This is a genomic window from Pseudoalteromonas sp. APC 3893 (assembly GCF_030408095.1).
In the GTDB taxonomy this organism is placed as follows: domain Bacteria; phylum Pseudomonadota; class Gammaproteobacteria; order Enterobacterales; family Alteromonadaceae; genus Pseudoalteromonas.
In genome coordinates, this window is sequence record NZ_JASDCD010000002.1 from 98,465 (window position 1) to 125,105 (window position 26,641).

Here is a 26,641-nt window from a genome sequence, read left to right on the forward strand (position 1 = left end):
AAAGTATGGCACAAAAAATCGCACTTGTTTTTCCAGGTCAAGGCTCACAATCTGTGGGTATGTTAAGTGAGTTACTTGCAGAGTCTGATATTGTAAAAGCAACATTTGCTGAGGCGTCAGACGCACTTGGTTATGACTTAGCAGCACTCGTACTGAACGGTCCAGAACAAGAACTAAACCAAACCCACCGTACTCAACCTGCTTTATTAACTGCTTCGGTTGCTATTTATCGTCAATGGTTAACAGCTAACCCAGACGCAGAGGTTACTATGGCTGGTCACAGTTTAGGTGAATACTCTGCACTAGTGTGTGCAGACGTACTGAGCCTTGCTCAGGCAGTTAAACTCGTTGAAAATCGTGGTTTATACATGCAAGAAGCCGTGCCTGCGGGTGTGGGTTCAATGGCTGCAATCATCGGTCTTGGCGATGATGAAATAAAAGCTGCTTGTAGCGCATCAGCGCAAGATGAAGTTGTAGCACCGGTAAATTATAACTCGCCAGGCCAAGTTGTTATAGCCGGGCACAAAGCGGCCGTAGATAGAGCGTCAGAAGCGTGTAAAGAAGCAGGTGCTAAACGTGCATTGCCACTGTCAGTAAGCGTACCTTCGCATTGTGAATTGATGAAGCCTGCTGCAGATAAACTAGCAGCTGATTTAGCCGCTTTAACATTTAATACACCTAAGTGTGATGTAATTAATAACGTTGATGTCAGTGCTGAGAATGCAGCTGATGCAATTAAAGATGCATTAGTACGTCAATTATATAGCCCAGTTCGCTGGACCGAAACAGTACAAGCATTGGTAGCACAGGGTATAACCCAAAGCTACGAATTTGGCCCAGGTAAAGTATTGACGGGGTTAGCAAAACGTATTGATAAAGCAATGGTATGTGGTTCGGTGAATAGCCAAGCTGCCATTGATGAAGCTAAATAAGAGTAGGATAATAATGGCAAATTTATTTTCACTAGAGGGCAAAGTTGTCCTTATTACTGGCGCGAGCCGTGGTATCGGTAAAGCAATTGCAACGACCTTAGTGGCTCAAAGTGCTAAAGTTGCAGGTACTGCAACGAGTGAATCAGGCGCTGCTAAAATCAGTGAATATTTAGGTGATAATGGTAAAGGCTATGCGTTAAACGTAACCGATCCTGCATCGATTGAGGCGACACTTGCTGCAATAAAAGCAGATTTAGGCGATATTGATGTATTAGTCAATAATGCCGGTATTACCCGTGATAACTTATTGATGCGTATGAAAGACGGTGAGTGGGATGATATCATCGACACCAACTTAAGCTCTATATTCCGTTTATCTAAAGCGGTATTACGCCCAATGATGAAGAAAAAGAATGGCCGTATCATTAACATTGGCTCAGTTGTGGGCACTATGGGTAATGCTGGGCAAGCTAATTACGCTGCGGCTAAAGCGGGTGTAATCGGTTTTTCTAAATCGTTAGCCCGTGAAGTAGCGTCGCGCGGTATTACCGTAAACGTTGTTGCGCCTGGTTTTATTCAAACAGACATGACAGATGAGTTGACAGAAGAGCAAAAAGCAGCAACGCTTGCTAATGTACCTGCAGGTCGTTTAGGTCAACCAGACGAAATTGCGGCTGCTGTTTGTTACTTAGCATCAGATGCTGCTGCGTACGTTTCGGGCGAAACGCTGCACGTTAACGGCGCAATGTACATGGTTTAAGGAACTTTGTTCCTAATTTGTTTTAAGCGAGTTTGTCGAAAAATGTTGAATTTTTTGTGATCTTGCTTTAAACATACTTGAATTCGCTGTGAAAATAAGCGATAAAAGACACAAATAACCCTCAAGAGGTTTGACCAGATAAATAATTATCAGCAAATCCTTGAATCACAGAATTATGCGCCGTAAACTACGCCGCAATCTGAAAATAACGCATTGGCGTTTTTAATAAAGGAAAGAAGAATGAGCGACATCCAAGAACGCGTAAAGAAAATCATCATTGAGCAACTAGGTGTTAAAGAAGAAGAAGTAAAGCACGAAGCTTCTTTCGTTGATGACTTAGGCGCAGATTCACTTGATACTGTTGAATTAGTAATGGCTCTTGAAGAAGAGTTTGACACTGAGATCCCAGACGAAGAAGCTGAAAAGATCACAACAGTACAAGCTGCAATCGATTACGTTACAGCTCACGCTGAGTAATCAATCGCAAATTAAGGGCAGCATTCGCTGCCCTTAATCTATCCGTAATATGATACTAATTAATTTAGTACACACCCCACCTAAAATAATAATTCCCTTATTGGAGGCAACCCGTGGCTAAACGTCGAGTAGTCGTAACTGGCTTAGGAATGTTGACACCGCTAGGTAACGATGTTGAATCAACCTGGCAAGGCTTGTTAAACGGCAAAAGTGGTATTCAAACTATCACGCATTTCGATACTTCAAGTTTTGGCACCAAATTCGCAGGCTTGCTGAATGATTTTAATGCGTCTGACTTTAATATGTCGCCTAAAGATGCTAAAAAAATGGATTTGTTTATCCAATATGGCATAGCAGCGGGTGTTCAAGCACTACAAGATTCTGGCCTTGAAATCACAGAGCAAAATGCACCGCGCGTTGGTGTTGCTGTTGGTTCAGGTATTGGTGGTTTAACGTTAATCGAAGAAAACCACATAAAACTATTAAACAGTGGCCCACGTAAGCTTTCTCCTTTTTACGTGCCGTCGACTATTATCAATATGATCTCGGGTCATTTATCGATAATGCACGGTCTACGTGGTCCAAATATTTCGATTGTCACAGCCTGTACTACAGGTTTACACAACATCGGTCATGCAGCTCGTATGATTGCATACGGTGATGCTGATGCCATGGTAGCAGGGGGCGCTGAAAAAGCCTCGACACCAATTGGTATGGGTGGCTTTAATGCGGCTCGCGCGCTTTCAACTCGTAACGATGACCCACAAGCAGCTTCGCGGCCTTGGGATAAAGACCGTGATGGTTTTGTACTTGCAGACGGCGCCGGTGTTATTGTACTTGAAGAATATGAGCACGCTAAAGCACGTGGCGCTAAAATTTACTCAGAGCTCGTTGGCTTTGGCATGAGTGGTGATGCATACCACATGACTTCGCCTCCTGAAGATGGTGCAGGTGCAGCCCTTGCGATGGAAAATGCGTTAAACGATGCAGGCGTAAATGCTGATCAGGTGGGTTATATTAACGCTCACGGTACTTCTACCAACGCAGGTGATAAAGCAGAAACTTCAGCGGTTAAATCTATCTTTGGTGATGCAGCCAAAGATGTGATGGTGAGTTCATCTAAATCAATGATGGGTCACTTACTCGGTGCTGCAGGTTCAGTTGAATCAATCATTACTATTTTGTCGTTGCAAGATCAAAAAGTAAGCCCAACAATTAACCTTGATAACCCTGATGAGGGCTGTGATTTGGATTATGTTCCTCACACAGCACGTGATGCGAAATTAGACTACGCATTATGTAACTCGTTTGGTTTTGGTGGTACTAATGGCTCGTTGCTATTTAAAAAGGTATAATATTTTTAAACAACGAGACAGAATAATAGCCCAGTTGTGACTGGGCTTTTTTATATGCAGAATACACAACAAATACAACAAAATATAATCACTGAACAGCCTAGTGTTGTTAGTAACCGTGATCGCGGCTTAAACTATGGTGATGGCTTTTTTACTACAGCAAAGATTGTTGATGGCAATGTTGAACATTGGTCATTGCATCGTGCGAGATTAATTGAGTGCGCAAGCCGTTTAGCATTTCCTGAAATAGACTTTATTGAACTTGAAGCTGCAATCAGCCAACTTATTGCAACACAAAAATGTGCAGTCCTTAAAGTGCTCGTTACGCGCGGCGAAGGCGGGCGTGGGTACGGTTTACCTGAGCAACCGTTATTAAACATTGTGCTCAGCGTTGTTGATTTTCCAGCTCATTATGAAGCATTGGCTACAAAAGGCCTTAGCTTAGCTGTAAGCCCCATAAAATTGGCATCTCAACCATTACTTGCTGGCCTAAAAACACTAAACAGGTTAGAGCAAGTCATGATCAAGCAAGCCATGCAAACACAAGATAGTGATGATGTACTGGTTCTTGATTATCAAAACAATGTGATAGAAACCTCTACAGCCAATGTATTTGCAATTAAAGACGGACGACTCTTTAGCCCTTTACTTAATGAGTGTGGAATTAAAGGGGTTTACCTGCAATCGTTATGTGCTAAATTGCCTATAGAGTTTGTGAATTTAACATTAAAACAATTAAAACAAATGGATGCAGTATTTATTTGTAATAGCTTAATAGCTGTTATACCTGTAAAAACAATTGATAATGTTAACTTTGATATTGATAATAGTTTAAGCGTATTAAATGGTTTAATCGCCAAGGAGTTTACGTGTTAAAAGTGATAATGGGCATTATAGCTTTAGCTTTGTTAACAACAGCGATTGGCTATCAGCAATTACAAGCGACTATTAACAGCACCTTAGCCGTTCCCGCTAATACTCAATTTGAAGTAAAAAATGGTACAGGGTTTAATCAGCTATGCCAGCAGTGGCAGGCAAGAAAATGGCTTAATAGCTGTTTTAAGTATCAGATAGTGGCAAAATTAGACCCTAGTCTCACTGATTTAAAAGCAGGCCTTTACGAGCTAAACCAAGGCACAGTACTTGATAATATTCGTCGTATTAATGAAGGTGAACAAGTTAGCTTTAGTTTTACCATTATCGAAGGGCAGACAGTACGGGATGTGCTAGCGGCAATTCAAAATGCAGCTAATTTAAACCAAGATTTAACTCAGGATAACTTAAGTCAACAAATCTTAGGCTCAGATCAGCATTTAGAAGGCTGGTTATACCCAGATACATACCACTACCATGCTGGCGATAGTGCAAGCTTATTGCTCAAGCGTGCGCACACTTTGATGAAACAGATTTTAGCTGATGCTTGGCAGCAACGTGCCGATAATTTGCCAATTAATTCTGCGTACGAGGCTTTGATCATGGCCTCAATTATCGAAAAAGAAACCGGTCTTGCAAGCGAGCGACCTATGATAGCGTCTGTGTTTACGAATAGGCTTAATTCAAAAATGCGTCTACAAACCGATCCTACCGTCATTTATGGTCTAGGGACTGCTTATGATGGCGATATTAAACGCAAAGACTTAACCAGTTACACACCGTATAATACCTATAAAATAAATGGTTTACCGCCAACGCCAATTGCTATGCCCTCGAAGGCGGCGATTTTAGCAGCGGTCAACCCACCAAAATCTGATTATGTGTATTTTGTTGCGAAAGGAGATGGCAGCCATCAATTCTCAAAAACACTTAAAGCACATAACAAAGCTGTGCAAGATTACTTACGTTATCAAAAACAATTAAGTAACTAGCCAGTCGCAATCTGAATTACTAAAAGAGATACCATGACAGCAAAATTTATTGTGATCGAAGGGCTAGAAGGAGCAGGTAAATCAACTGCTATTTCAATTTGTCAGCAGTTTTTAACCCAGCATAATGTTGATTTTGTCAATGTACGAGAGCCTGGTGGTACCCCGCTTGCTGAGCAGCTTCGTAGTTTGATAAAAGCGAATCACCAAGAGCAGATTGCCAGCGAAACAGAGTTGTTGATCATGTATGCAGCGCGTTCTCAATTAGTTAATAATGTTATTCGTCCTGCGCTTAATAATGGTCAGTGGGTACTTGGCGACCGCCATGATTTATCATCGCAAGCGTATCAAGGTGGTGGGCGAGAAATCGAGCATACAACGTTAAAAGCACTTTCTGATATTGTATTAAAAGGGCTGAAGCCTGATTTAACAATTTACTTAGATATTGAGCCTTCAATCGGCTTAGCCCGTGCGAAAGGCCGCGGAGAGTTAGATAGAATTGAACAAGAAGCGTTGAGCTTTTTTGAGCGCACTCGTGCACGCTATTTAGCACTTGCAAATAGCGATGATTCCATTAAAACGGTCAATGCAAATCAAACGATGGCGCAAGTTCATAATGATATCATTGCGGTTTTAGAGCAGCTTTTGCAAAGTAATAATTAATATGACCTACCCATGGCTCAACGATATTGAACAACAACTTAGTACTAGCTTTGCAGCTGGGCGTTTTCATCATGGTCAATTATTTAATGGTCAGCAAGGTGTTGGTAAAGCTGCCTTAGTTGAACAACTTGCCAATGCGCTATTGTGCCAACACCCAAACGGTGTTCAACCTTGTGGTCAATGTAAGAGTTGTCATTTGAATCAAGCGGGCACACACCCCGATAAATTTAATGTCACAATTGAAGGGCAGAGTATTGGGGTTGATGATATTCGTACAGTGAGTCACTTTATGAGTCATTCAGCGGCGCAAAACGGCAATAAGGTGGTGATCATAAAAGACTGCCACAAAATGACCACAGCCGCGGCAAATGCACTGTTAAAAACACTTGAAGAGCCAAGCCCTGAACGGTTTTTATTACTTACCAGCACGACAACCACGCAGTTACCCGCAACCATATTAAGCCGTTGTTCGCGTACTGATGTACAAGTGTCTGATATAGTGAGTGCTCAACAGTGGCTCGCATCATTACAAATAATTGACTACCCTTGGCTTAGTTTGTTTTATAAACAGCCTTTATTAGTTCAAGCTTGGCAAGAGGCTGAGCAATTAGAGAGCGTTGATCAACTCTATAAGTTTGCAACTGAACTAAAACAAGGCCATAATTTCAGTGCGTTAGTAGATATAATAAATAAAGACAGTGAACTAGTACGGGTCTTTTGTTTATTTATTAGTGAGCAGTTAAAGCAACAACTCGTGTCTGGTATGGATTTTGATACTTATCAGCAGTCACAACAGGCTTTAACGGAATTTTATCAAAATAGTACGCAAGTGCTGGGGCTCAATCTGCCTTTAGCTATTTCTCGTTTGGCGTACTCACTACGTAAATAACAATAATTAGGATTTTTATGCAAGAACTACTTGTTGATTTAGAAGACTTAGATGAGCTATATCGCAGCTATATGCCGTATTTAAAAACCGGTGGTTTATTTGTACGGACAAATATGCGTTACGAAATGGGGCATTCACTGGCGTTAAAAGTAACCTTACCTGATGCCCTTGAAGATGATGTCATAACGGGTAAAGTCACGTGGATCACACCACAAGGTGCGCAAAGCTCAAACCCACCGGGTATAGGTATCAGCTTTTTAGATGATAAAACTAACCTTAATGCGAAGATCGAAAAATTACTAGGGACTATGTTAAACTCTGGTAATCCAACTTATACCATGTAGTAAGCAGCAACCGTGATTGTAGATTCTCATTGCCATTTAGACCGACTCGATTTTGATAAACTTGATTTAAACCTAGACCAAGTACTTGATAGCGCACGCGAAAAACAAGTAGAACACTTTTTATGTGTGAGTGTCACGTTAGATCAATTCCCTAGCATGCTTGATAAAATTAAAGATTATAACGATGTTTCGGCTTCTTGCGGCGTACACCCACTTGATCAAAAAGATGCTCTTGATAAACAACGCTTAATTGATTTAGCAAGCCACGACAAAGTGGTTGCGATTGGCGAAACTGGCCTTGATTATTACTATTCAAAAGACACCCATACGATTCAGCAAGAGAGTTTTGTTGGCCATATTGAAGTGGCAAACCAATTACACAAGCCGTTAATTATTCATACCCGTGATGCCCGCGCCGACACGATTAACTTAATGCGCGAGCACAATGCTGAAAAATGCGGTGGTGTATTACATTGTTTTACCGAAGACTGGGATATGGCTAAAAAAGCCATTGATTTGGGTTTTTATATTTCTATCTCTGGTATTGTTACATTCAAAAATGCTGTAGAGCTAAAAGACGTCGTTAAACAAATTCCACTCGATAGACTACTTATCGAAACCGACTCGCCTTATTTAGCACCTGTGCCTTATCGTGGTAAAACAAATCAGCCAGCGTATGTGCAAGATGTGGCTTATTATATTAGTGAACTTAAAGGCATTAGTTATAAAAAGCTCGCAACTGCGACCACAGCCAACTTTTATTCCTTATTTAATTTAGCAGGTTAACACTTTATGAGCCAAGCACCACTTCCTCTACTTTTAATGGGGCCAATGGTGCGCCGTGCTGATATAAATGAGGTTTGTATTCAATTTGCAACCTCGATCCCAATTAACTGTCGTATTGAACTTGCTCATTATGATACCTACTGTGAACATGAGCCGATTCGTTTAGGTGAGCAACTATTCTTACACTTCGTTATTGTAAAGCCTATCGGTGTTGAGTTTCCTTTTGATGAATTAATCAGTTACCGATTGTTTAATAATGACAAAGAAATTGCTCTCAACGCATTTTGTTACCCGAATAAACATACCCCAGAATTTGCAATACCCAACACGCTAAGGCAAATTTTACACGGCTCGTGTCGAAACCCTCATCATCCTGCAAAAGATAGTTTGGTTGCTGCTAATCACTTTGTACAAGCAAAGCGCAGTGATAATGAAATAGGCGCTGATATTTTGCTGCTATCAGGGGATCAAGTTTATGCCGATGATGTCGCCGGTGCCACGCTAATCGCGATTTCTCGTTTAATCGATGTGCTGGGTATTTATAAAGAGCAACCGCTTGATATAGACTTACCCCAAGACTTACAACAACAGCTGTATCAGCGTCATTTGTATTTACCCAAAGTACCTTGGCAAAAGCGAAATAAAATTGGGGTAGGGTATTGGCTGAAAAAAGACGTACCACATTTTTCAAGTTTAAAAGCCGATAACCATTTAGTGTTTTTTGAAGAGTTTATTGCCCTTTATTTATTAAATTTTAGCCCATCTGTTTGGCAGTTAATTGATTTTGACAGCATTCATTACCAAGCGAGTACAGCTAAATGTCAGCAAATATTTGATAATGAAAAAGCGGCCTTATCAGGTTTTAAAGACGGCCTAAAAGACGCACAAGTTTTATTTGCCAATGTACCCAGCTTTATGATGTTTGACGATCATGATGTGACCGATGACTGGAACTTAACCGCAGGGTGGGAGCAAGTTATCTATCAGCACCCAGTTAGTAGGCGAATCGTTAATAATGGTTTAATTAGTTATTGGCTATTTCAAGGGTTTGGCAATGATGCAGGAAATAAAACTAAAAGCCTTTTAAAACCGTTTCAACACAGTTTTACTACAGATAAGCAGTGGCAATTTAAACCCTTTGATAAAACCATTTTAGAGTTTAGCCTTTGGCATTACGAGCTTAATACCGTGCCCAAAGTGGTGGTGCTTGATACACGCACCCATCGTTGGCGCAACGAGCAAAACTTTAATGAACCATCAGGTTTATTGGATTGGGAGCGGTTAACAGAGCTTGAAGACAGCTTATTAACTCATGAGCAAGTAATTATCGTGTCGCCTGCGCCAGTTTTTGGTGTTAAATCGATAGAAGCCATCCAAGCAATGTTTAATATTTGCGGCCAACCATTATTGGTTGATGTTGAGAACTGGATGGCACATGAAGGCTCGGCGAAAAAGTTACTCGATACCTTTCGCCGTGACGACACTCCCAAAGAAACGCTTATTTTATCTGGCGACGTACATTACTCATTTTGTTTTTCAGTGCAAAAACGCTTTGGTAAACACCCTAACCGTATATGGCAACTTACAGCCAGCGGGATTAAAAACGAATTCCCGCGTAAGTTAATAAATATTCTCGACAAGCTCGATTCAATTTTATATGCCCCCAAGAGTCCTCTCAACTTTTTTACCAAACGTTGGCAAATGGAAGTTGATAAACATCAAACCAAAGGTGAAGGACAAAAATATTTAGTGAGTGACTCCGCCATCAGCTTAATTAGTTTGGAGCAAGGTAACCTTGATAAGTACGAGCTAATTCATGGGGATGGGCGCACCACCGAGTTTGATTTAGAGCATTAAATCTCATCTCTATGGTGTTGAATATAATCCGCAACTTCACTCACAGTACCTAGCCAGTATTTATTTTTCGGATCTTTAATATAGCTAATTAATTGCTCGAGTACTTTTACATCAGTGGTAAATTGGTCGCCTTTGCCGATTTCATGGCCAGCTAAAATAAGCCAGCTGTTATTACCTCGAAGTTGCTCTAACATTGCTATGATTTCATCAAAACGTAGGCCATCAATTTTCAGACTCGTTAATTGAGCAAAGTCGGTGAAATTTGGGTTGTTTGCTGTTTCATCTAGCCAAGTACGGCCGGTATCAAAGTGTTTTGCGATCAGCGGAACATAGCTTTGGGTATTTATACCCCGACCAACAAAGGTATTACCGCAAGGGTAGGCAAACGCGCGAGGAGTAACCCCTAAATTAGCTTTTATATACACTTGCGCATCTAAGATATCTTTTTCTAGCCACTTCAAGGTTGTTTGTTCAAGCGATAGATCTAGTTGGCGCAGCCATTCAAAGTTACCTGTGCATACATGCGAACTTGTGTGGTTGGCAATTTCGTGATCAGCAGCCACTGCTTTTTTCCATTTATCGAGTCGCTCTTTAACGTTAAAAGGTGATACATAAAATGTGGCCTTAACATTATGTTTATCTAAAATTGCTAAACCGGTATCAACTTGGCTGTGGCGGGCATCATCAAACGTAATGCTAATAGCGTTTTGAGCTTGATCAGGGTAACCAAAGCCAACGTATTTATTCGTAGCTGCTACATTTTGGGCACAAAAAAGTGCAGTAGAAATTAACAGTAATTGTTTGAACATACTTGTTTCCTTTTTCTTTTATGGAAACAAATTAAGAAAGTGAAATATATGCTACTTAAGCATATTAAAGATAAAAAAATGCCCAGAACGAATCCGCATTGTTCTGGGCTTAGGGGTGGCTCTTGGCGAGCCTGCGCTAACTTTAAAAAACACCTTCTATTCGTTAAGGGAGAAGTAGAAAGTAATATTAAGTGTAGTTAACAAACGTAAAAACGCCCAATAATTGTTGTTTTTTTATACTATGTTAAAACAAGCGCTTGCATAATTAATTTATAAAAAGTGTGATTTTTATACAGGGTTTATTTGCAACTTACCCACAGTTTATGCTTGCCATGTGATTAGTTGACTATTTTGTACCAAATCTCGTGGTAGTGAGTTTTTGATTTTGTTTTTTTGCCATTTACCTAAGCCAATGGGGCAACCACATAAAGTTAATACCACCTCATCAGTTGCATTTGTTACCTCAGCTAAGCGGATGTCTTTACCTTGAAAGTAATCGTTTGCTTGCTGATCAGATAGTGCATAGGTATTTTTTACACAACTCCCACCGAATACAGTGGCAAATTCGTGCGTTAGCCGTACACCGTTTTTATGGATCATACCTAGCTGAATCCCCAACCGCGCATATTTAATTTTATTTTCAATTGCGTTAAACCCATCGGGGAATAACCAAAGCTCTTTATCACGCTGCATCAAGGTCCCTGGTAGTGAGCTTAAACCAAACTGTTTTTTTATAGTCGCGGTAAAACTCTGGCTGGCTTTTTTATCAAATGGTTGAAAAGGGAAGGCCCCTTTTTTGATTTTTTGATTAGGGTTATCAGCACTTACAACTTTTTTAAACTTGGCGATAAAAAAGCCTTCACTATCGAATGTTTGCGGCCAAACGTGTAAATAACCTTCGTCAGTGGTTGCTTGCTCTGCATTTGGAAATAAGTTGGCTAGACTTTGAGCTTCAATACAATCAGGGAATTGCTCAAGCAAATAATCACACACTTGTTGGTTTTCAAGCGGTGTTAAAGTACAGGTTGAGTACACTAAGGTACCACCGGGTTTTAACGCATAAAAGGCGCTTTTAATTAAGCTTTTTTGTACTTTAGCAATATCAATATTCGACTCAATCGACCAGTTTTTTAGGGCGTCAGCGTCTTTACGTACTGTGCCTTCACCCGAGCAAGGCGCATCGAGCAATATGCTGTCAAAGCACTCGAACATGTAATCACCAAATATGACGCCATCAAAATGCGAGAGTGCACAATTACCGACACCCATACGCTTTAACGTAGCACTAAGCACCTTTAAACGAGATGACGATAACTCATTGGCAACAAGCACACCTTGATTGTTCATCAATGCCGCTAATTGTGATGTTTTTGAGCCAGGTGCTGACGCCATATCGAGCACATGCGTAGCATCAAGGAGTGACTCTTTAAGTGCCATGGGTGGTAGCATTGAGCTTGCTTCTTGTACATACATTGCGCCACTTAAATGTAAGTCGGTATTACCGAGGGCAAGGGCATTTTCTTCATCTGCAGGACGCTCTAGCCAAAAACCATCTTCACACCAAGGAATTTGTGTTAACTGCCAGTCTTTTTGTTTTGCCGCAAGTTTAAACTCTTCAACTGACATTTTTAATGTATTTACACGTACGGACTTACGCAGTGGCTTGCGACACGCATTAATAAAATCGTCTAGTGTTAGGTGCGCAGGTAAGTAGCTGGCTACATCATCTATAAAATGCTGAGGAATATACGTGTTGGCGTTCAAGGCTGTGCTCACGAAGAAGAATAAAAGCGTATTCTATCATTTTCAATGTGTACTCATAAACATAAATTTGGTGATATGACCTGTCGACACTTAAAGGGGGCTAACTAGTTATTAGGGATATTAACTAGTATTTACTTTGTTTATGTCGACAATAATTTGTTTTAAGCTCCATTTTTGTCGATTTAAGGTTGACACAATTTCACATAAAGACCATAGTGTAACCATGAATTGTCGACAATCTTAAAGAAGTAACCAATGACACAAGACGCTTTTAGCAAAACGCTTATTACTACCGCATCGGATCAGGTGTTTGTCGATATGCGCCGTGAGATTGTTGAGGGCAGTATTGAGCAAGGCAGTAAAATTTCAGAGCCTGAGCTTGCTAAGCGTTATGGTGTAAGCCGCGCAACGCTTCGGGAAGCGCTGAACCGCCTTGAAAGTTGCTACCTAATTGAACGAAAGGCGAATGTAGGGTGTAGAGTGGTTGCACTTACCGCGGAGCGATTAATCGAAGTGTATCAAGTCCGCAGTGCTCTTGAAGGTTTAGCATGCCGCTTGGCTGCCGACAATATGGCAGCTGATGAAGTGCAAAGCTTAAAACAATTACTCAACCAGCATTTGCAAACACAACGAGTAAAAGAAGGCGAGTCTTATTACCAAGAAGCGGGTGATTTAGACTTTCACTATCGAATAATCAAAGCCAGTAAGAATGAGCACCTTATTCATTTATTAAGCAACGGTTTATATCAGTTAATTCGCATGTACCGTGTGCAAATGGGCATGGTAGGGCCGCGGGTGTCTAAAGCGTTTGATGAGCACTTAGCCATTATTAACGCGATTGAGAACCATGATGGTGAATTAGCAGAGTTATTGATGAAGCGCCACATAAGTGCATCACAATCCAATATCCAAGCAAAATTTGACTTAATAGCAGCACAAAAGAAGGCTGCGCAGTAATTTAAGACAGTCACACTGTCATAGTAAGTATTTAAAAATAAACGCTGCCTCGAGCAGTGACCGTTCAAAGGAGACAGCAATGTCAGCAGGATCAAAGTTTAAACAGGCGATAGCAAACAACCAGCCATTGCAAGTGGTAGGTACTATCAATGCTTATACAGCCATGATGGCTGAAAAAATGGGTCACCAAGCTATTTATCTATCAGGTGCTGGGGTTGCTAATGCCTCTTTCGGCATGCCTGATTTAGGTATGACCAGCCTTGATAACGTACTTGAAGATATCCGCCGTATCACAGGTGCCAGCGATTTACCTTTATTGGTTGACGCAGACACAGGTTGGGGCGGGGCATTTAACATTGCGCGCACAGTAAAAGAAATGACTAAAGCTGGCGCAGCAGGTTTTCATATTGAAGACCAAGTAGCACAAAAGCGTTGTGGTCATCGCCCTAATAAAGAAATTGTGAGCCAAAGCGAAATGGTTGACCGTATAAAAGCAGCGGTTGATGCTAAAACAGACAGCGACTTTTACATTATGGCGCGTACTGATGCGTTTCAAAAAGAAGGCTTAAACGCTGCGATTGACCGTGCTGCGGCTTGTGTTGAAGCGGGCGCAGATGCCATTTTTGCTGAAGCCGTGCATGATCTTGCGGATTATCAGGCATTTGCTAAAGCGGTTAATGTGCCAATCTTGGCAAACATTACCGAGTTTGGTCAAACGCCCATTTATACAAAAGAGCAATTAAGTGATGTTGGCGTGCAAATGGTGCTTTACCCGTTAAGTGCGTTTAGAGCGATGAATAAAGCGGCGTTAAACGTGTATTCAGCTATTTTGAATGAAGGCTCACAACAAAGCCAGATTGAGAATATGCAAACACGTGCTGAGCTTTATGACTTTTTAGATTATCACACGTATGAAAACACTCTTGATAACCTTTTTTTCAGCAAATAAATAATAATAAAAAATAGTAGGAGAATACTCATGGTCGATAAAGCATTAGGTGGCGCAGGACTTCGCGGACAAGTAGCAGGTCAAACAGCATTATGTACAGTAGGGCAAACAGGCTCAGGTTTAACATATTGTGGTTACGATATTAGCGAGCTTGCAGACAAAGCACAATTTGAAGAAGTATCATTTTTACTTTCACGTGGCGAGTTGCCAACTACCTCAGAACTTGCAGAATATAAAGCTAAACTTAAAAGCCTACGTGGTTTGCCAGATGCACTTAAAACAGTGCTTGAGAATATTCCAAAAGACGCTCACCCAATGGATGTAATGCGAACAGGCTGTTCAATGCTGGGCAACCTTGAAATGGAAAACGACTTTAGTGGCGCAGATGATGCAATTGACCGTATGGTTGCAATATTCCCAAGTGTTATTTGTTATTGGTACCGCTTTACTCATGATGGTGTGCGTATTGAAACACAAACGGATGATGACTCTGTCGGCGCGCATTTTTTAACAATGCTGCATGATGAAGCGCCATCTGAGCTTTTTGCTCAAGTAATGAATGTATCGCTTATTTTATACGCAGAGCATGAATTTAATGCATCAACCTTTACAGGGCGTGTATGTGCGTCAACATTATCTGATATTCATTCATGTGTAACGGGTGCAATTGGTACTTTACGTGGTCCATTACACGGTGGGGCTAATGAAGCTGCGATGGACATGATCCAAGCGTTTTCGAGTGCAGAACATGCTGAGCAAGAAATTATGGGTATGCTTGAGCGTAAAGACAAAATTATGGGCTTTGGTCATGCGATTTACCGTGAGTCGGATCCGCGTAATGTGATCATTAAAAAATGGTCTGAAAAATTAGCGGCAGAAGTAGGTGACGATGTGCTTTACCCAGTATCAGTAAGTTGTGAAGACGTTATGTGGCGTGAGAAAAAGCTATTTTGTAATGCTGATTTTTTCCATGCATCGGCGTATCACTTTATGGGTATTCCTACTAAGTTATTTACGCCTATCTTTGTAATGAGCCGTGTAACTGGCTGGACTGCACACGTTAAAGAGCAACGTGCTAATAACCGTATTATTCGCCCAAGTGCCGATTATACCGGGCCTGAAGCACGTAGCTATACACCAATTGAATCAAGAGGCTAATCAGTTAGCGTTTAAGGTGAGCACTCGGCTCACCTTTTATTGTTTATAACGCTTTTACCACACTCTCCTCCGTCACCAAATTAGCGAATTTATTATGACCATTATTAATAACACCCAATACCGAAAGCCTTTACCTGGCTCAAATGTAGATTACTACGATACTCAAGCCGCGGTGGATGCCATTAAACCGGGCGCTTACGCCACTCTCCCTTATAGCTCGCGGGTATTTGCCGAAAATTTAGTGCGTCGCTGTGAGCCCGATATGTTAACCGATGCGCTTAGCCAAATTATTGAGCGCAAAAAAGATTTAGATTTTCCGTGGTATCCGGCACGCGTTGTATGTCACGATATTTTAGGGCAAACAGCCCTTGTTGATTTAGCAGGTCTACGTGATGCAATTGCTGAGAAAGGGGGCGATCCTGCAAAAGTAAACCCTGTGGTGCCCACTCAGTTAATTGTCGACCATTCATTAGCCGTAGAGCACGCAGGATTTGACCCTGAAGCGTTTGAGAAAAACCGCGCTATTGAAGATAGACGTAACGATGACCGTTTTCACTTTATAAACTGGACTAAAACCGCGTTTAAAAATATTGATGTGATCCCACCGGGCAATGGCATCATGCACCAAATCAACCTAGAGAAAATGTCGCCGGTTATTCAAAACCGTGATGGTATTGCGTTCCCAGACACGCTAGTAGGTACCGACAGCCATACTCCTCATGTTGATGCGTTAGGTGTTATTGCTGTAGGCGTGGGCGGCCTTGAGGCTGAAAGCGTAATGTTAGGGCGAGCATCGTACATTCGTTTACCAGATATTGTGGGTGTTGAACTCACAGGTAAACGCCAATCAGGTATTACTGCTACGGACATCGTGTTAGCTATTACCGAATTTTTACGTGAGCAACGTGTGGTATCGACTTACCTCGAATTTTACGGTGAAGGGGCTGATGCACTAACCCTAGGTGACAGAGCGACCATTTCTAACATGACCCCAGAATTTGGCGCAACCGCGGCTATGTTTTACATTGATGATAAAACCATTGATTACTTGCGTTTAACTGGTCGTGATGAAGAGCAAATTGCACTGGTTGAAAACTACGCTAAAACAGCAGGTTTATGGAGCGACAGCTTAAAAACAGCGCATTATGACCGTGTGCTTAAATTTGATTTATCAAGTGTTGGGCGCAACATTGCAGGACCTTCAAACCCGCACCGTCGTGTATCTACCAGCGATTTAGCTAAAGAAGGTATTTCGGGCGTTGTTGAGAGCGAAGAAGGCTTAATGCCCGATGGCGCGTGTATTATTGCCGCTATTACTAGCTGTACTAATACCAGTAATCCGCGCAATGTAATTGCGGCAGGTTTATTAGCGAGAAATGCAAATGCCAAAGGATTAATGCGTAAACCTTGGGTTAAAACCTCATTGGCACCGGGTTCTAAAGCAGTGCAATCGTACCTTGAGGACGCAAACTTATTACCAGAGCTTGAACAGCTTGGTTTTGGTATTGTTGGTTTTGCCTGTACTACCTGTAACGGTATGAGTGGTGCACTAGACCCTAAAATTCAACAAGAAGTAATTGATCGCGATTTATACGCAACAGCGGTGCTTTCGGGTAACCGTAACTTTGATGGTCGTATTCATCCATATGCTAAGCAAGCGTTTTTAGCGTCTCCACCGCTTGTGGTTGCTTACGCAATTGCCGGTACCATCCGTTTTGATATAGAAAAAGATATACTCGGTAAAGATCAGCAAGGTAACGATGTAACCTTAAAAGATTTATGGCCATCTGATGAAGAAATAGATGCAGTGATCAAGCAAAGCGTTAAGCCTGAGCAGTTTAGAAAAGTATACGAGCCAATGTTTAACTTAACCGTTGATTACGGCGAAGATAACGACCCACTCTACGATTGGCGCCCAGAAAGTACCTATATTCGCCGTCCTCCTTATTGGGAAGGTGCATTAGCAGGCGAGCGCAGTATGACAGGTATGCGTGCATTAGCAGTACTAGGCGATAACATTACCACCGATCATTTATCTCCTTCTAATGCAATTATGGCAAGCAGCGCTGCAGGTGAATACTTGACTAAAATGAATGTGCCAGAAGAAGACTTTAACTCATACGCAACCCACCGAGGCGATCACTTAACCGCGCAACGAGCCACGTTTGCAAACCCTAAACTATTAAATGAAATGGTACTGGACGAAAACGGTGAAGTGAAGCAGGGCTCCTATGCACGTATAGAGCCAGAAGGTGAAAATACACGTATGTGGGAAGCAATAGAGACTTACATGGAGCGTAAACAACCGCTTATTATCGTCGCTGGGGCTGACTACGGCCAAGGTTCGTCGCGCGATTGGGCAGCAAAAGGCGTAAGGCTTGCTGGTGTTCAAGTTATTGCAGCTGAAGGGTTTGAACGTATTCACCGTACTAACTTAATTGGTATGGGTGTATTGCCGCTTGAATTTAAACCAGGCACAACACGTAAAACACTTAATCTTGATGGCAGCGAAAGTTATGACGTTAAGGGCGAACCAGCACCAGGTGCAACCTTAGAATTGCTGATCACCCGTAAAAATGGTGAAGTGCTAACTGTGCCAATGAAGTGCCGATTAGACACGCAAGAAGAGCTCTCTATTTATGCTGCAGGCGGTGTATTGCAGCGTTTCGCGCAAGACTTTTTAGAAGCAACACAAGCTTCATAAGGACGTACGTTTATGTTTAAGCCACAAATTAAAGTGCCAGCAACCTACATGCGCGGTGGTACTAGCAAAGGCGTGTTTTTTAATTTAACGGATTTACCAGAGCCTGCCCAAGTGGCAGGTGAAGCCCGCGATAACTTATTGCTTCGTGTTATTGGCAGCCCTGATCCTTATGGCAAACAAACCGATGGAATGGGCGGAGCAACATCAAGCACCAGCAAAACGGTTATCTTAAGTAAAAGTGAACAACCTGATCACGATGTAGACTACTTATTTGGCCAAGTCGCTATTGATAATGCATTTGTCGATTGGAGCGGTAATTGTGGCAATCTCACCTCAGCTGTCGGCGCTTTTGCAATTAGTAACGGGCTAGTTGATAGCGCACGTATCCCACAAAACGGGATAGCGATAGTGCGTGTGTGGCAAGCTAATATTAAAAAAACTATTTTAGTACACGTGCCAATTACACAAGACGAAGTACAAGAAACGGGTGATTTTGAACTTGATGGGGTGACATTTCCTGCAGCAGAAGTAAAACTTGAGTTCATGGATCCAGCTGACGGTGATGGGGCGTTATTCCCAACAGGTAATCTAGTTGATGAGCTTGAAGTGCCAGAGTTTGGCGCACTTAAAGCGACCATGATCAATGCAGGTATTCCTACTGTGTTTGTTAATGCACAAGATATTGGTTACAACGGCACAGAGCTACAAGACGATATAAACAACGACGACGCTGCGCTTAAAAAGCTTGAGTCTATTCGTGCCCACGCTGCAGTTAAAATGGGATTGATCAACAATATTAATGAAGCGGTAGGGCGCCAACACACACCAAAAGTAGCCTTTGTAAACAAGCCAACCTCTTACATTGCATCAAGCGCAAAAGAAATAGCAGCTTCAAGTATTGATTTAGTGGTACGCGCTATGTCGATGGGCAAATTACATCATGCCATGATGGGCACAGCGGCGGTTGCAATAGGCACCGCTGCTGCTATCGAAGGCACTCTAGTTAATTTAGCCGCTGGTGGCGGTGAGTTGAGCGAAGTAAACTTTGGTCATCCATCAGGTACCTTAAAAGTCGGCGCAGAGGCTAAGTTAGTCAATGGTAATTGGCAAGTAACGAAAGCCAGTATGAGCCGCAGTGCACGGGTACTGATGGAAGGGGTTGTTCGTGTACCTTACGATTTCAATGGAGCAAATCACTAAAATAACTGCAAAGTGATTTTACATATGTGAAAGAATGTAAATAGTCCAACAAAGGGGGGAAATCCCCCCAATCTACAGTAAAAAGAATCTATTAAATTAAATCGACAAATTATACTCGCTAGAGTTTAAGTGCATCCTCCTGTTTTTGTTTACTTTTATTTGTCACTTCAATGGTGTTGGAGAGCTTGAAAGGGATTGAATTTTAAATTAGTAATTACCGCAAATTGTCATAAATCAATGCTAAATTAGAAAACTCATGAGAATTAATGGCTCATTACATAAGCATGTACAGTTTGATACAAAATTTTAACTTAATAGTTCAATCATATTGATGTAGTCTTATCTTAAATAGTACTATTTAATAACAAGCGCTCAAGGAGATTTACATGGCGACTAAAATAATAAAATTTACTCCAATTGCAGCCTCGGTTGCACTGACACTCGGCCTAACAGGTTGTGGTTCGGATAATGACAACAATAAATATGTTAAACCGGATCCTGTTACCGTTTATAACGCAGAAGTATCTACAAGTTTTAACACACAAGTATCAGGTAAGGCTGTTAAAGGGGCTTTGCAGTCGGCTCAAGTAAGTGTAATGACACTTAATGATGCAGGTGAAGAAGTTCCAGTTGCTTTTCGTTTAGAGGCCGCTGAAGAAAGCTTTACGGCAGAATCTACAACATCTCAAGCTGATGCGGATGCAAGCGCTCAAGCAAAAATTCTAGAATCAAACCCAGAATCAACAATGACAGCGTTAAACGGTGTTTATTCTATTTTCATTGAAGATGGTTTTACAGGCCCACTGACAATTACAGTAACTGCAGCTAAAGAAGGTGATGAGAGCTACGTTAAGTGTGACTCTTTTGTTGGTTGTGGTGATTACACAGAAACGCCAGCAGCATCTGAAGAAGCAGGAATAGTAAATAATGGCGATATGAGCATTGATTTTGGCGAGTGGTATAAAGATGATTTAACACTGCAAGTTGTTAAATATATTAAAGCACCCGAAACAGCGGTTAGTAATGTTCGAAGCGCAAATTTTGCTGAAGGGGATGCATCGGTCAACTCATACTCTGCAAACGTGACTTTATACACAAGTATTGCTGCGAAAATGCTACTTGACTCAGCTAAAGAAGGAACGGCTGTATCAGATGACACAATTGCAGCTGCGAGCCTTAAAACTTTAGTGCAAGTGCTTGGTCCAGATACGGCAATAAAGGCATCTGCTTTACTTGCTGATATTTCACTGGGCGGTGCAGTCGATTTTACCGATATTAGCGAAGGCGATGCGTTAGATGCTGGAACATTAGCACTTGTTCAAACTGCCGTATCATTGCAGTCACTTGCAGGGACCGGGGAAAATGGCTCGTTGAGCGATGTTATTGCTAACCTTTCAACCGCGGTGCAAGAAGGTAAGGTGGCAAATAATGATAATGACGCGATAAAACAAATTGCGGCTGAGCTACAAAAAGCCGTTGAGAATACAAGTTTAATTTTTGCTGCCGTAATTACTGGTGAAGGTATTGACGAAGCGTTTGCCAAAGTTGCAGAAAATATGGGGATCACTGACCCTGAAGCGATTGCAAAATTAAAAGAAAATGCAACTAAAGCAGTTGAAGATGTAAAAGCTAAAGCGACTGAAGCGGGTGTTGGCGAAGATCTGATTGAAACAGCTAAAGAAGTAAAAGATGCTCTTGAGAAAATTGGTTGTGAAGATAACTGTGATGTAGGTGAAGATTTTGATGCAGAAGTTGCTGCACAAGTAAATGAACAACTTACTGCCGTTCAAAGTTTTATTGATCAAGTTGCACCACAAGTTGAAGTTGCTGAAACAGAATTAAATACAGTTGTTGAGTTAGGTGATGTAGGTCTTGAAACATCAGATCAAGTATTAGCATTTAACGATGCGGTATTTACTCTGTCTACTAACTTACCTAAATACAATGATTGGCAACTTGCTATCCAAACGGCTCTAACTAAAGCATCTGGTTTAGTTAAAACGGCGCAAATCCTAGCCGATAATAATACAATTTATGATCAAACACTTACAACAGCTCAAACCGTTGAAGCTGATTTAACATCTGGCCTAGCTGAAGTGGTTGCTATTATTGCTGGTGTTGAAGCGCAAGTAATTCGTGCTAGTGATGCTGTGACTGAACTTGGTTTAGAGCTTGATGTAGCTATTGCAAATGCGACAGCGGCAACTACAAGCATTGAAACGACACAAAGCGCAGCTAACACCTCAGCAACAGAATTAGATACTGCAATGATAGCAGTAGATGCAGCGATGCTGACAAACTCTGAAACAGCGACTTCTGCCGTTGAAGTTGCTAATACTGCAATTGCCGCAGCTCAGTCACTTGCACTTGATGCTGAACAATTAGAACTTGCCGCAGTAGCAGGCTCATCGGCAGCAAGTGCGTTAGCAGGGCTAGCACAAGAAGAGGCTGATAAAAATTTAGCAACAGAACTTGCTGCATCAGCAACGAGTGCGATGACTTCGTCAACAGAACTTGTAAGCCAAGCGGCAACTGCTTTATCAACAGCACAAACATTACTTAATGATGCAACCATGGCCATTGCTAAGTTTGAGTTTCTTACTCAAGTTAAAGCGGATACAGCAACTATAAGCGACGTTTCACTTGTGACTAAAACAGGTGGTAAAGCTGCATTTGATGTCGGTGAAATGGTGTATGACGTTTTAGATGAGGCTTATGACTTAGGTGATGAAGCCACTGATGTTGTATCAACTCGTTACCCACAATGGACATACAGCTTTAATAAGACAAACCAAGGTGAGCAACGCTTGTTCTTATCACTTAGTCACGAAGATGGTGATCAGTTTGTTGAATTAAAAGGCGAGTATATTTATGACTCAAGTAAAACCGAAGCCCCAGCTCGTTTAGCGTTAGCTTATAATGGTTACCTTGCAGTTGATGTGCTTGATGAAAACGATGAAGTTACTCACACAGTAATGGCATCCTTAGGTAATTCAAACGATGACTTATCAATAGTTGCATCAGCGTGTTTAGCCGGTAATGCAGAGCAAGGTGATACCTGTACTATTTTTGATTTCAGTGGTGATGTGTCATTTGATGATATATTCAACAGCTCACTAGTAGGTGTTGAATCACAAAATGAAGTCACTTTCACAGATGGTGACGTAGGCTTTGTTGGCACTGTTACAGCTAGCGGTGATGATATTACAGAAATGGGTAACATTACAGCCACAGGCGTGACTGGAGATTTAGATTTTACCGCTATGGTTTGGTTGGATGACTCTGTGGAAGATGAAGCATATGGCGTAGAAGTGAAGCTTCATAATGAAATTAGCTACAGCATTTCAATGTTTGCTACTGATAGTAATGATGAATTTACTGGGTCTGTAAATGCAACTTATAACGACATGATGATGCAGTTTGGTACTGTTACTGAAATCACCAATGGAATTTCTGTTGAATACATTGATGGTGAAGTAATCGACTACACTGATATTACATTTTTAGACGAGTCTAAGTAATGTAACACTAAGAGGGAGAAATGTTCTCCCTCTTAACTACAATAATAACAAGTGATAAAAGTATGAAAAAAAAAATTCTTACGTTAGGATTTTCCACATTACTAATTTCCCCATTTAGCTCCGCAGATAGCGATTTTCAAATTTTCTCAACGTTTGATTCTGAAGTTTATACCGAAGCACAACCCGTTAAAGCATTTATTGATGATTTTGATGCACCGTTAACATCAGGTGATAGCGCATTCACTTATAATGTTTTTGAACTTGGTGTTGGTTACGGCAATTTTAAAATAGGGTATCAAAGCCGTTTTGATTATGTGTTAAGTTTTGATCCAGACACAGCCAATTATCTGCATACAGAAAAGAATGACCTGCCATTTGAAGAGCGCGATTATGTTTATTATTTAGATGGTAAACAATCGACTACCAATGGTTTATTTATCTCTTATGATTTTAAATTTTTAGAGTCAGATGCGCTTACAATCACCCCTAAACTTACCGTGTTCGCTAGTACTCATTTTCAAGATGCGAATGTAGAGGGCACTGTATACAGTGATGAAATCCAAGGCGCGTTAGAAGTCGATTATTACTTTTCAAAAGATGTGTTATTCAAGCGTTTTACTCCCGATGAAAACCCATCAGGTGTAGGTTACAGCTTTGATTTAGCCGCTGATTGGAAGGTCAATCAAGATTTAACTCTAGGTTTCTTGGCACAGGATTTATTTTACGAAACAGAATATGAAGACAGCGGCTTCGTTACTGGTTACTCCACAGAGGTGCCATTTACCGAGACTTCAGATGGTGGCATTGCTACTGAACCTACCATACGTTTAGCCACATCTGAACTGGGGCACGAAAAAACACATACATTTGAAATGCCTGTCCGGTTAAAAGCCTATGTGGATTACCGTATTAATTCACAGTTCTCTAGTGAAATAATGATAAAGCGTTACGATCAAGATACTTTTTCACAAGTTAAAGGACGTTTTCACTTTTGGGATCATTGGGCTTTAATTGGCGGTTATGAAACTAATAGTAAATCATTTTTACTTGGTGTAGAAAATGAGTACTTTGGATTAAATGTACAAACAGATAATCTAAACATTGATAAAGCCTATTATGCCAATTTGAATTGGTATATGAAGTTAGCGTTTTAAGGATCACCTATGTTGAAAAAAATATTGTCAACCTGCTTAATTTTGGCGCTATCTGGCTGTGGTAGTTCTTCTGATGACTCATCTGAGAACGAGTTAACGTCAGTTGCTGTTGAAACATCATCGACAGTGAGCTTTTATATTGCCCCGTGGCAAAGCCCAGCAGGTACTTTAATAATAAGTAATGAAGACTCATCACAGGTTCAAACACAGTTAGTCGACGACATTAACAGCGTTACCTTGGCATTAGATAGTTTAGACTTTCACCGAGTAGAGTTTATCTCTGAATCAACAAGTTTAACGTGCCCAAGCTTTGATGGTTGTGGTCGTGCCCTACGAGATAACGAAAATGATCTTAATGGAAACCGCCTAATTGATTTTGAAGAAGTTATGCCGTTTTCTTTAAGTTATAAAGCTATATTCTTTACCGCACCAGGGGAAAATAAAGTATACCTTTCACCTTTGAGCTCACTTGCTGTCGATGAAAGCTTAGATATGAGCCTTGCAAGCTTGAGTGCAACGCCTTTTTATCATCTGACTCATAGTCAACTGAATGATAACCTTGAAGCTGAAATACTGACTAATGCGCTGACTTTTGGTGTCATTTTGCAAGTAGCAAAAGAGATCGAAGCGAATCTTGGTACAGATATAGAACCGCTAACCACCATTGCGACTAGTTTAACTGACATCACAGATTACGCTACTTATGCACAGCAATACGCCACCGAAAACTTGCTAAATACACAAGGCAACCAGCTGATTCAAGCGGTCATTGGTGATGTCAAACAACGGTTATTTTCAATCGGTCAGATGAAAAGTACACAACCTTTTGATATCACCGAGCAAGCGCTTGATTCGCGGGTATTGCTTGAAGATGTTCGTGATGTAATCGGTGTTATTCGACTACAAGAACAAAAATACAGCGATGAGCTTGAAGCAAAATTAACAGAAGTTGAAACTTTATTAGATACTGATTCGCAACAGACAGTGCTGACCCTTAGCAATGTTTTATATGATGTACTTTCTAACTTTTCACCCATATCAAATGAAGATCCGGGAACTTACAGTCTAGGTGATTTAAGCGTTGTGTATACGGATTCTCCTTATACTTGGCAAATCACAGGTACTTATGATGGACAAGACGTTTCTATTGACATGAATGTACCAAAGTGGCAAATAAGCAGTGTACTAGGTAATCAAATCATCGGTGAACTAAATGCAAAAATCAGTAACGAGACGACTGTACTTAGTGTCGATGTAAGTGAGCTGACAATTAGTTTTGACGGTACAGATGATCCATTTGAGCTGGAGCAAGATGAGGTAACAGGTATTGGCACAATCACAACCGATATCTTACTTGAAAAGGATAACGCTCAGCTTGCAGGGACGATAACAGCGTCAATCGATAGATTTGTCAGCCCATTCGAAGAGTTGCTAACGGTGGTGTCAGGATTTGACTTTGATGGCGAAGTTAGTTCAGAGCTACAAAACACAGGGATTATCGTTCAGGCCATTGAAACGACACCTTTTATTAATGAAGAGAATGCAAATATCGCTTTTTCATTAGAGTTGGCTATGGCTTTAAATGGGGCTCCAGAATTTAAACTAGCCTATGTTGGCGAGCTTGATGAGCTAGATAATGTAAGTAATGCTGATCTATTTTTAACGCTGCAAAACAAACCATTAGATGTCAATATTCGCCAAGTTGGTGAAAATATCAATGCGGTAATAAAAGGTCAATATGGTCGCTGGCTTGATATTAAACAAAAGGGTCGAAATTACAGCGGCGGTTTGTACTTTGGTGATACCCAAATTGCCGATGTGACCGCGGTTAGAGGTGTTCCGGGGATATTATTTCCTGATGGCACATTTGAATCTTTGTTTTAAACCTGTTTTGGCTGCCTCACTGGGTGAGGTGGCCATAGGCTTCTTTAGAAACCCTATAATCATTTTTAATATCTCTAAACCTTCAGTTACCAATTAGACTTTACTTTATTAGTTTAACTTCATTATTTTAAACGTGATTTTAACATCAGTACTATTTGTTAAGTGCTCATATTTAACTGCGTTATAAAATAGCTAAGGTTAACATTGGCAATGCATGATCGAAATATCTTCTATGGCCTACTTACTTGCTCCATAATATCGCCATAACTGCAAATATGCGTTTGATTGGATCTCTGCTCCTCATTCAAACCCACACTTGCTCAATGGGAACTAGCTTGAGTGAATAGGGAGGAAATGCTATCACAAACACATATTTAATGCCCTCAGCAATATTACTCTTAAGCCAGCGTGAGCGAGCACCAATGACCACAGAGCGCTCCCCACATTGCGTTGCACCTGAAATAAGTTGTATGCGTAGCCTCTATAATAGCCTCGGTTTGTCCTGTTATTAGACATAATATATCGCCGAACGGTTTTTAATTTCATGAAGTTGGGCATCACAACTTAATAGCGGGTTTTAATCATGCATCTGTGTTGTAGTGAAATCTTATTATCG

Annotated in this window: 21 protein-coding genes; 19 read left to right on the forward strand and 2 right to left on the reverse strand. The window is 41.1% G+C overall.

What is annotated here, in order from left to right; genetic code table 11:
* Window positions 1–5 precede the first annotated feature (5 nt).
* The 11 genes from fabD to QMA12_RS04590 all read left to right on the forward strand — a co-directional run bounded on the left by fabD (window position 6) and on the right by QMA12_RS04590 (window position 9,925).
* Complete coding sequence (gene fabD, locus QMA12_RS04540) at window positions 6–932, forward strand: ACP S-malonyltransferase (protein WP_290208902.1); 927 nt, start codon at window positions 6–8, stop codon at window positions 930–932.
* Window positions 933–945: 13 nt separating this feature from the next.
* Entirely contained in the window at window positions 946–1,692 is a 747-nt protein-coding gene (gene fabG, locus QMA12_RS04545) for a 3-oxoacyl-ACP reductase FabG (RefSeq protein WP_290208904.1), read from the forward strand.
* A gap of 240 nt (window positions 1,693–1,932) precedes the next feature.
* The gene (acpP, locus tag QMA12_RS04550; RefSeq protein ID WP_016707440.1) at window positions 1,933–2,169 is read left to right on the forward strand and encodes an acyl carrier protein; all 237 of its coding nucleotides are present in this window, start codon (window positions 1,933–1,935) and stop codon (window positions 2,167–2,169) included.
* Between the two features lie 113 nt (window positions 2,170–2,282).
* Window positions 2,283–3,524 (forward strand): beta-ketoacyl-ACP synthase II, encoded by a 1,242-nt coding sequence (gene fabF / locus QMA12_RS04555; RefSeq protein ID WP_290208906.1) that lies wholly within the window; start codon window positions 2,283–2,285, stop codon window positions 3,522–3,524.
* A 54-nt stretch (window positions 3,525–3,578) separates the two neighbouring features.
* Entirely contained in the window at window positions 3,579–4,400 is an 822-nt protein-coding gene (pabC, locus tag QMA12_RS04560) for an aminodeoxychorismate lyase (RefSeq protein WP_290208907.1), read from the forward strand.
* Window positions 4,394–5,389, forward strand: coding sequence for an endolytic transglycosylase MltG (gene mltG, locus QMA12_RS04565; protein WP_290208908.1), 996 nt, complete (start codon window positions 4,394–4,396; stop codon window positions 5,387–5,389). The genes pabC and mltG overlap by 7 nt, the downstream gene beginning before the upstream one ends.
* 33 nt (window positions 5,390–5,422) lie before the next feature.
* Window positions 5,423–6,049 carry a dTMP kinase gene (gene tmk / locus QMA12_RS04570; RefSeq protein WP_087531879.1) on the forward strand — a complete coding sequence of 209 codons (627 nt, stop codon included), beginning with the start codon at window positions 5,423–5,425 and terminating at the stop codon, window positions 6,047–6,049.
* A gap of 1 nt (window position 6,050) precedes the next feature.
* Window positions 6,051–6,938 carry a DNA polymerase III subunit delta' gene (holB, locus tag QMA12_RS04575; RefSeq protein WP_087531880.1) on the forward strand — a complete coding sequence of 296 codons (888 nt, stop codon included), beginning with the start codon at window positions 6,051–6,053 and terminating at the stop codon, window positions 6,936–6,938.
* Between the two features lie 17 nt (window positions 6,939–6,955).
* The gene (locus QMA12_RS04580) at window positions 6,956–7,282 is read left to right on the forward strand and encodes a PilZ domain-containing protein (protein WP_087531881.1); all 327 of its coding nucleotides are present in this window, start codon (window positions 6,956–6,958) and stop codon (window positions 7,280–7,282) included.
* A 12-nt stretch (window positions 7,283–7,294) separates the two neighbouring features.
* Window positions 7,295–8,068 (forward strand): YchF/TatD family DNA exonuclease, encoded by a 774-nt coding sequence (locus QMA12_RS04585; protein WP_290208909.1) that lies wholly within the window; start codon window positions 7,295–7,297, stop codon window positions 8,066–8,068.
* Between the two features lie 6 nt (window positions 8,069–8,074).
* Window positions 8,075–9,925 carry an alkaline phosphatase D family protein gene (locus tag QMA12_RS04590; protein ID WP_290208910.1) on the forward strand — a complete coding sequence of 617 codons (1,851 nt, stop codon included), beginning with the start codon at window positions 8,075–8,077 and terminating at the stop codon, window positions 9,923–9,925.
* On the opposite strand, the gene QMA12_RS04595 is transcribed toward QMA12_RS04590, so the two are convergent.
* Entirely contained in the window at window positions 9,922–10,734 is an 813-nt protein-coding gene (locus QMA12_RS04595; RefSeq protein WP_290208911.1) for a polysaccharide deacetylase family protein, read from the reverse strand. The two genes, QMA12_RS04590 and QMA12_RS04595, sit on opposite strands and share 4 nt — an antisense overlap.
* A 321-nt stretch (window positions 10,735–11,055) precedes the next feature.
* Window positions 11,056–12,498, reverse strand: coding sequence for a 16S rRNA (cytosine(1407)-C(5))-methyltransferase RsmF (gene rsmF, locus QMA12_RS04600; RefSeq protein WP_087531885.1), 1,443 nt, complete (start codon window positions 12,496–12,498; stop codon window positions 11,056–11,058).
* Window positions 12,499–12,753: 255 nt separating this feature from the next.
* On the opposite strand from rsmF, the gene QMA12_RS04605 reads away from it, so the two are divergent.
* The 8 genes from QMA12_RS04605 (at window position 12,754) to QMA12_RS04640 (ending at window position 26,025) form a co-directional block, all read left to right on the forward strand.
* Window positions 12,754–13,455 (forward strand): GntR family transcriptional regulator, encoded by a 702-nt coding sequence (locus tag QMA12_RS04605; protein ID WP_087531886.1) that lies wholly within the window; start codon window positions 12,754–12,756, stop codon window positions 13,453–13,455.
* Window positions 13,456–13,534: 79 nt separating this feature from the next.
* Window positions 13,535–14,404 (forward strand): methylisocitrate lyase, encoded by an 870-nt coding sequence (gene prpB / locus QMA12_RS04610; RefSeq protein ID WP_290208912.1) that lies wholly within the window; start codon window positions 13,535–13,537, stop codon window positions 14,402–14,404.
* A gap of 30 nt (window positions 14,405–14,434) precedes the next feature.
* Entirely contained in the window at window positions 14,435–15,562 is a 1,128-nt protein-coding gene (gene prpC, locus QMA12_RS04615; protein WP_290208913.1) for a 2-methylcitrate synthase, read from the forward strand.
* Window positions 15,563–15,656: 94 nt separating this feature from the next.
* Complete coding sequence (acnD, locus tag QMA12_RS04620) at window positions 15,657–18,266, forward strand: Fe/S-dependent 2-methylisocitrate dehydratase AcnD (RefSeq protein WP_290208914.1); 2,610 nt, start codon at window positions 15,657–15,659, stop codon at window positions 18,264–18,266.
* Between the two features lie 12 nt (window positions 18,267–18,278).
* Window positions 18,279–19,466: a 2-methylaconitate cis-trans isomerase PrpF gene (prpF, locus tag QMA12_RS04625; protein ID WP_087531890.1), complete on the forward strand. Its 1,188-nt coding sequence runs from the start codon at window positions 18,279–18,281 to the stop codon at window positions 19,464–19,466.
* A gap of 386 nt (window positions 19,467–19,852) precedes the next feature.
* Window positions 19,853–22,987: a hypothetical protein gene (locus QMA12_RS04630; RefSeq protein ID WP_290208915.1), complete on the forward strand. Its 3,135-nt coding sequence runs from the start codon at window positions 19,853–19,855 to the stop codon at window positions 22,985–22,987.
* 62 nt (window positions 22,988–23,049) lie between these two features.
* Window positions 23,050–24,141 (forward strand): hypothetical protein, encoded by a 1,092-nt coding sequence (locus QMA12_RS04635; RefSeq protein ID WP_087531892.1) that lies wholly within the window; start codon window positions 23,050–23,052, stop codon window positions 24,139–24,141.
* Window positions 24,142–24,150: 9 nt separating this feature from the next.
* A complete protein-coding gene (locus QMA12_RS04640; RefSeq protein ID WP_087531893.1) occupies window positions 24,151–26,025 on the forward strand; it encodes a hypothetical protein in 1,875 nt (624 codons plus the stop codon).
* Window positions 26,026–26,641: the final 616 nt, after the last annotated feature.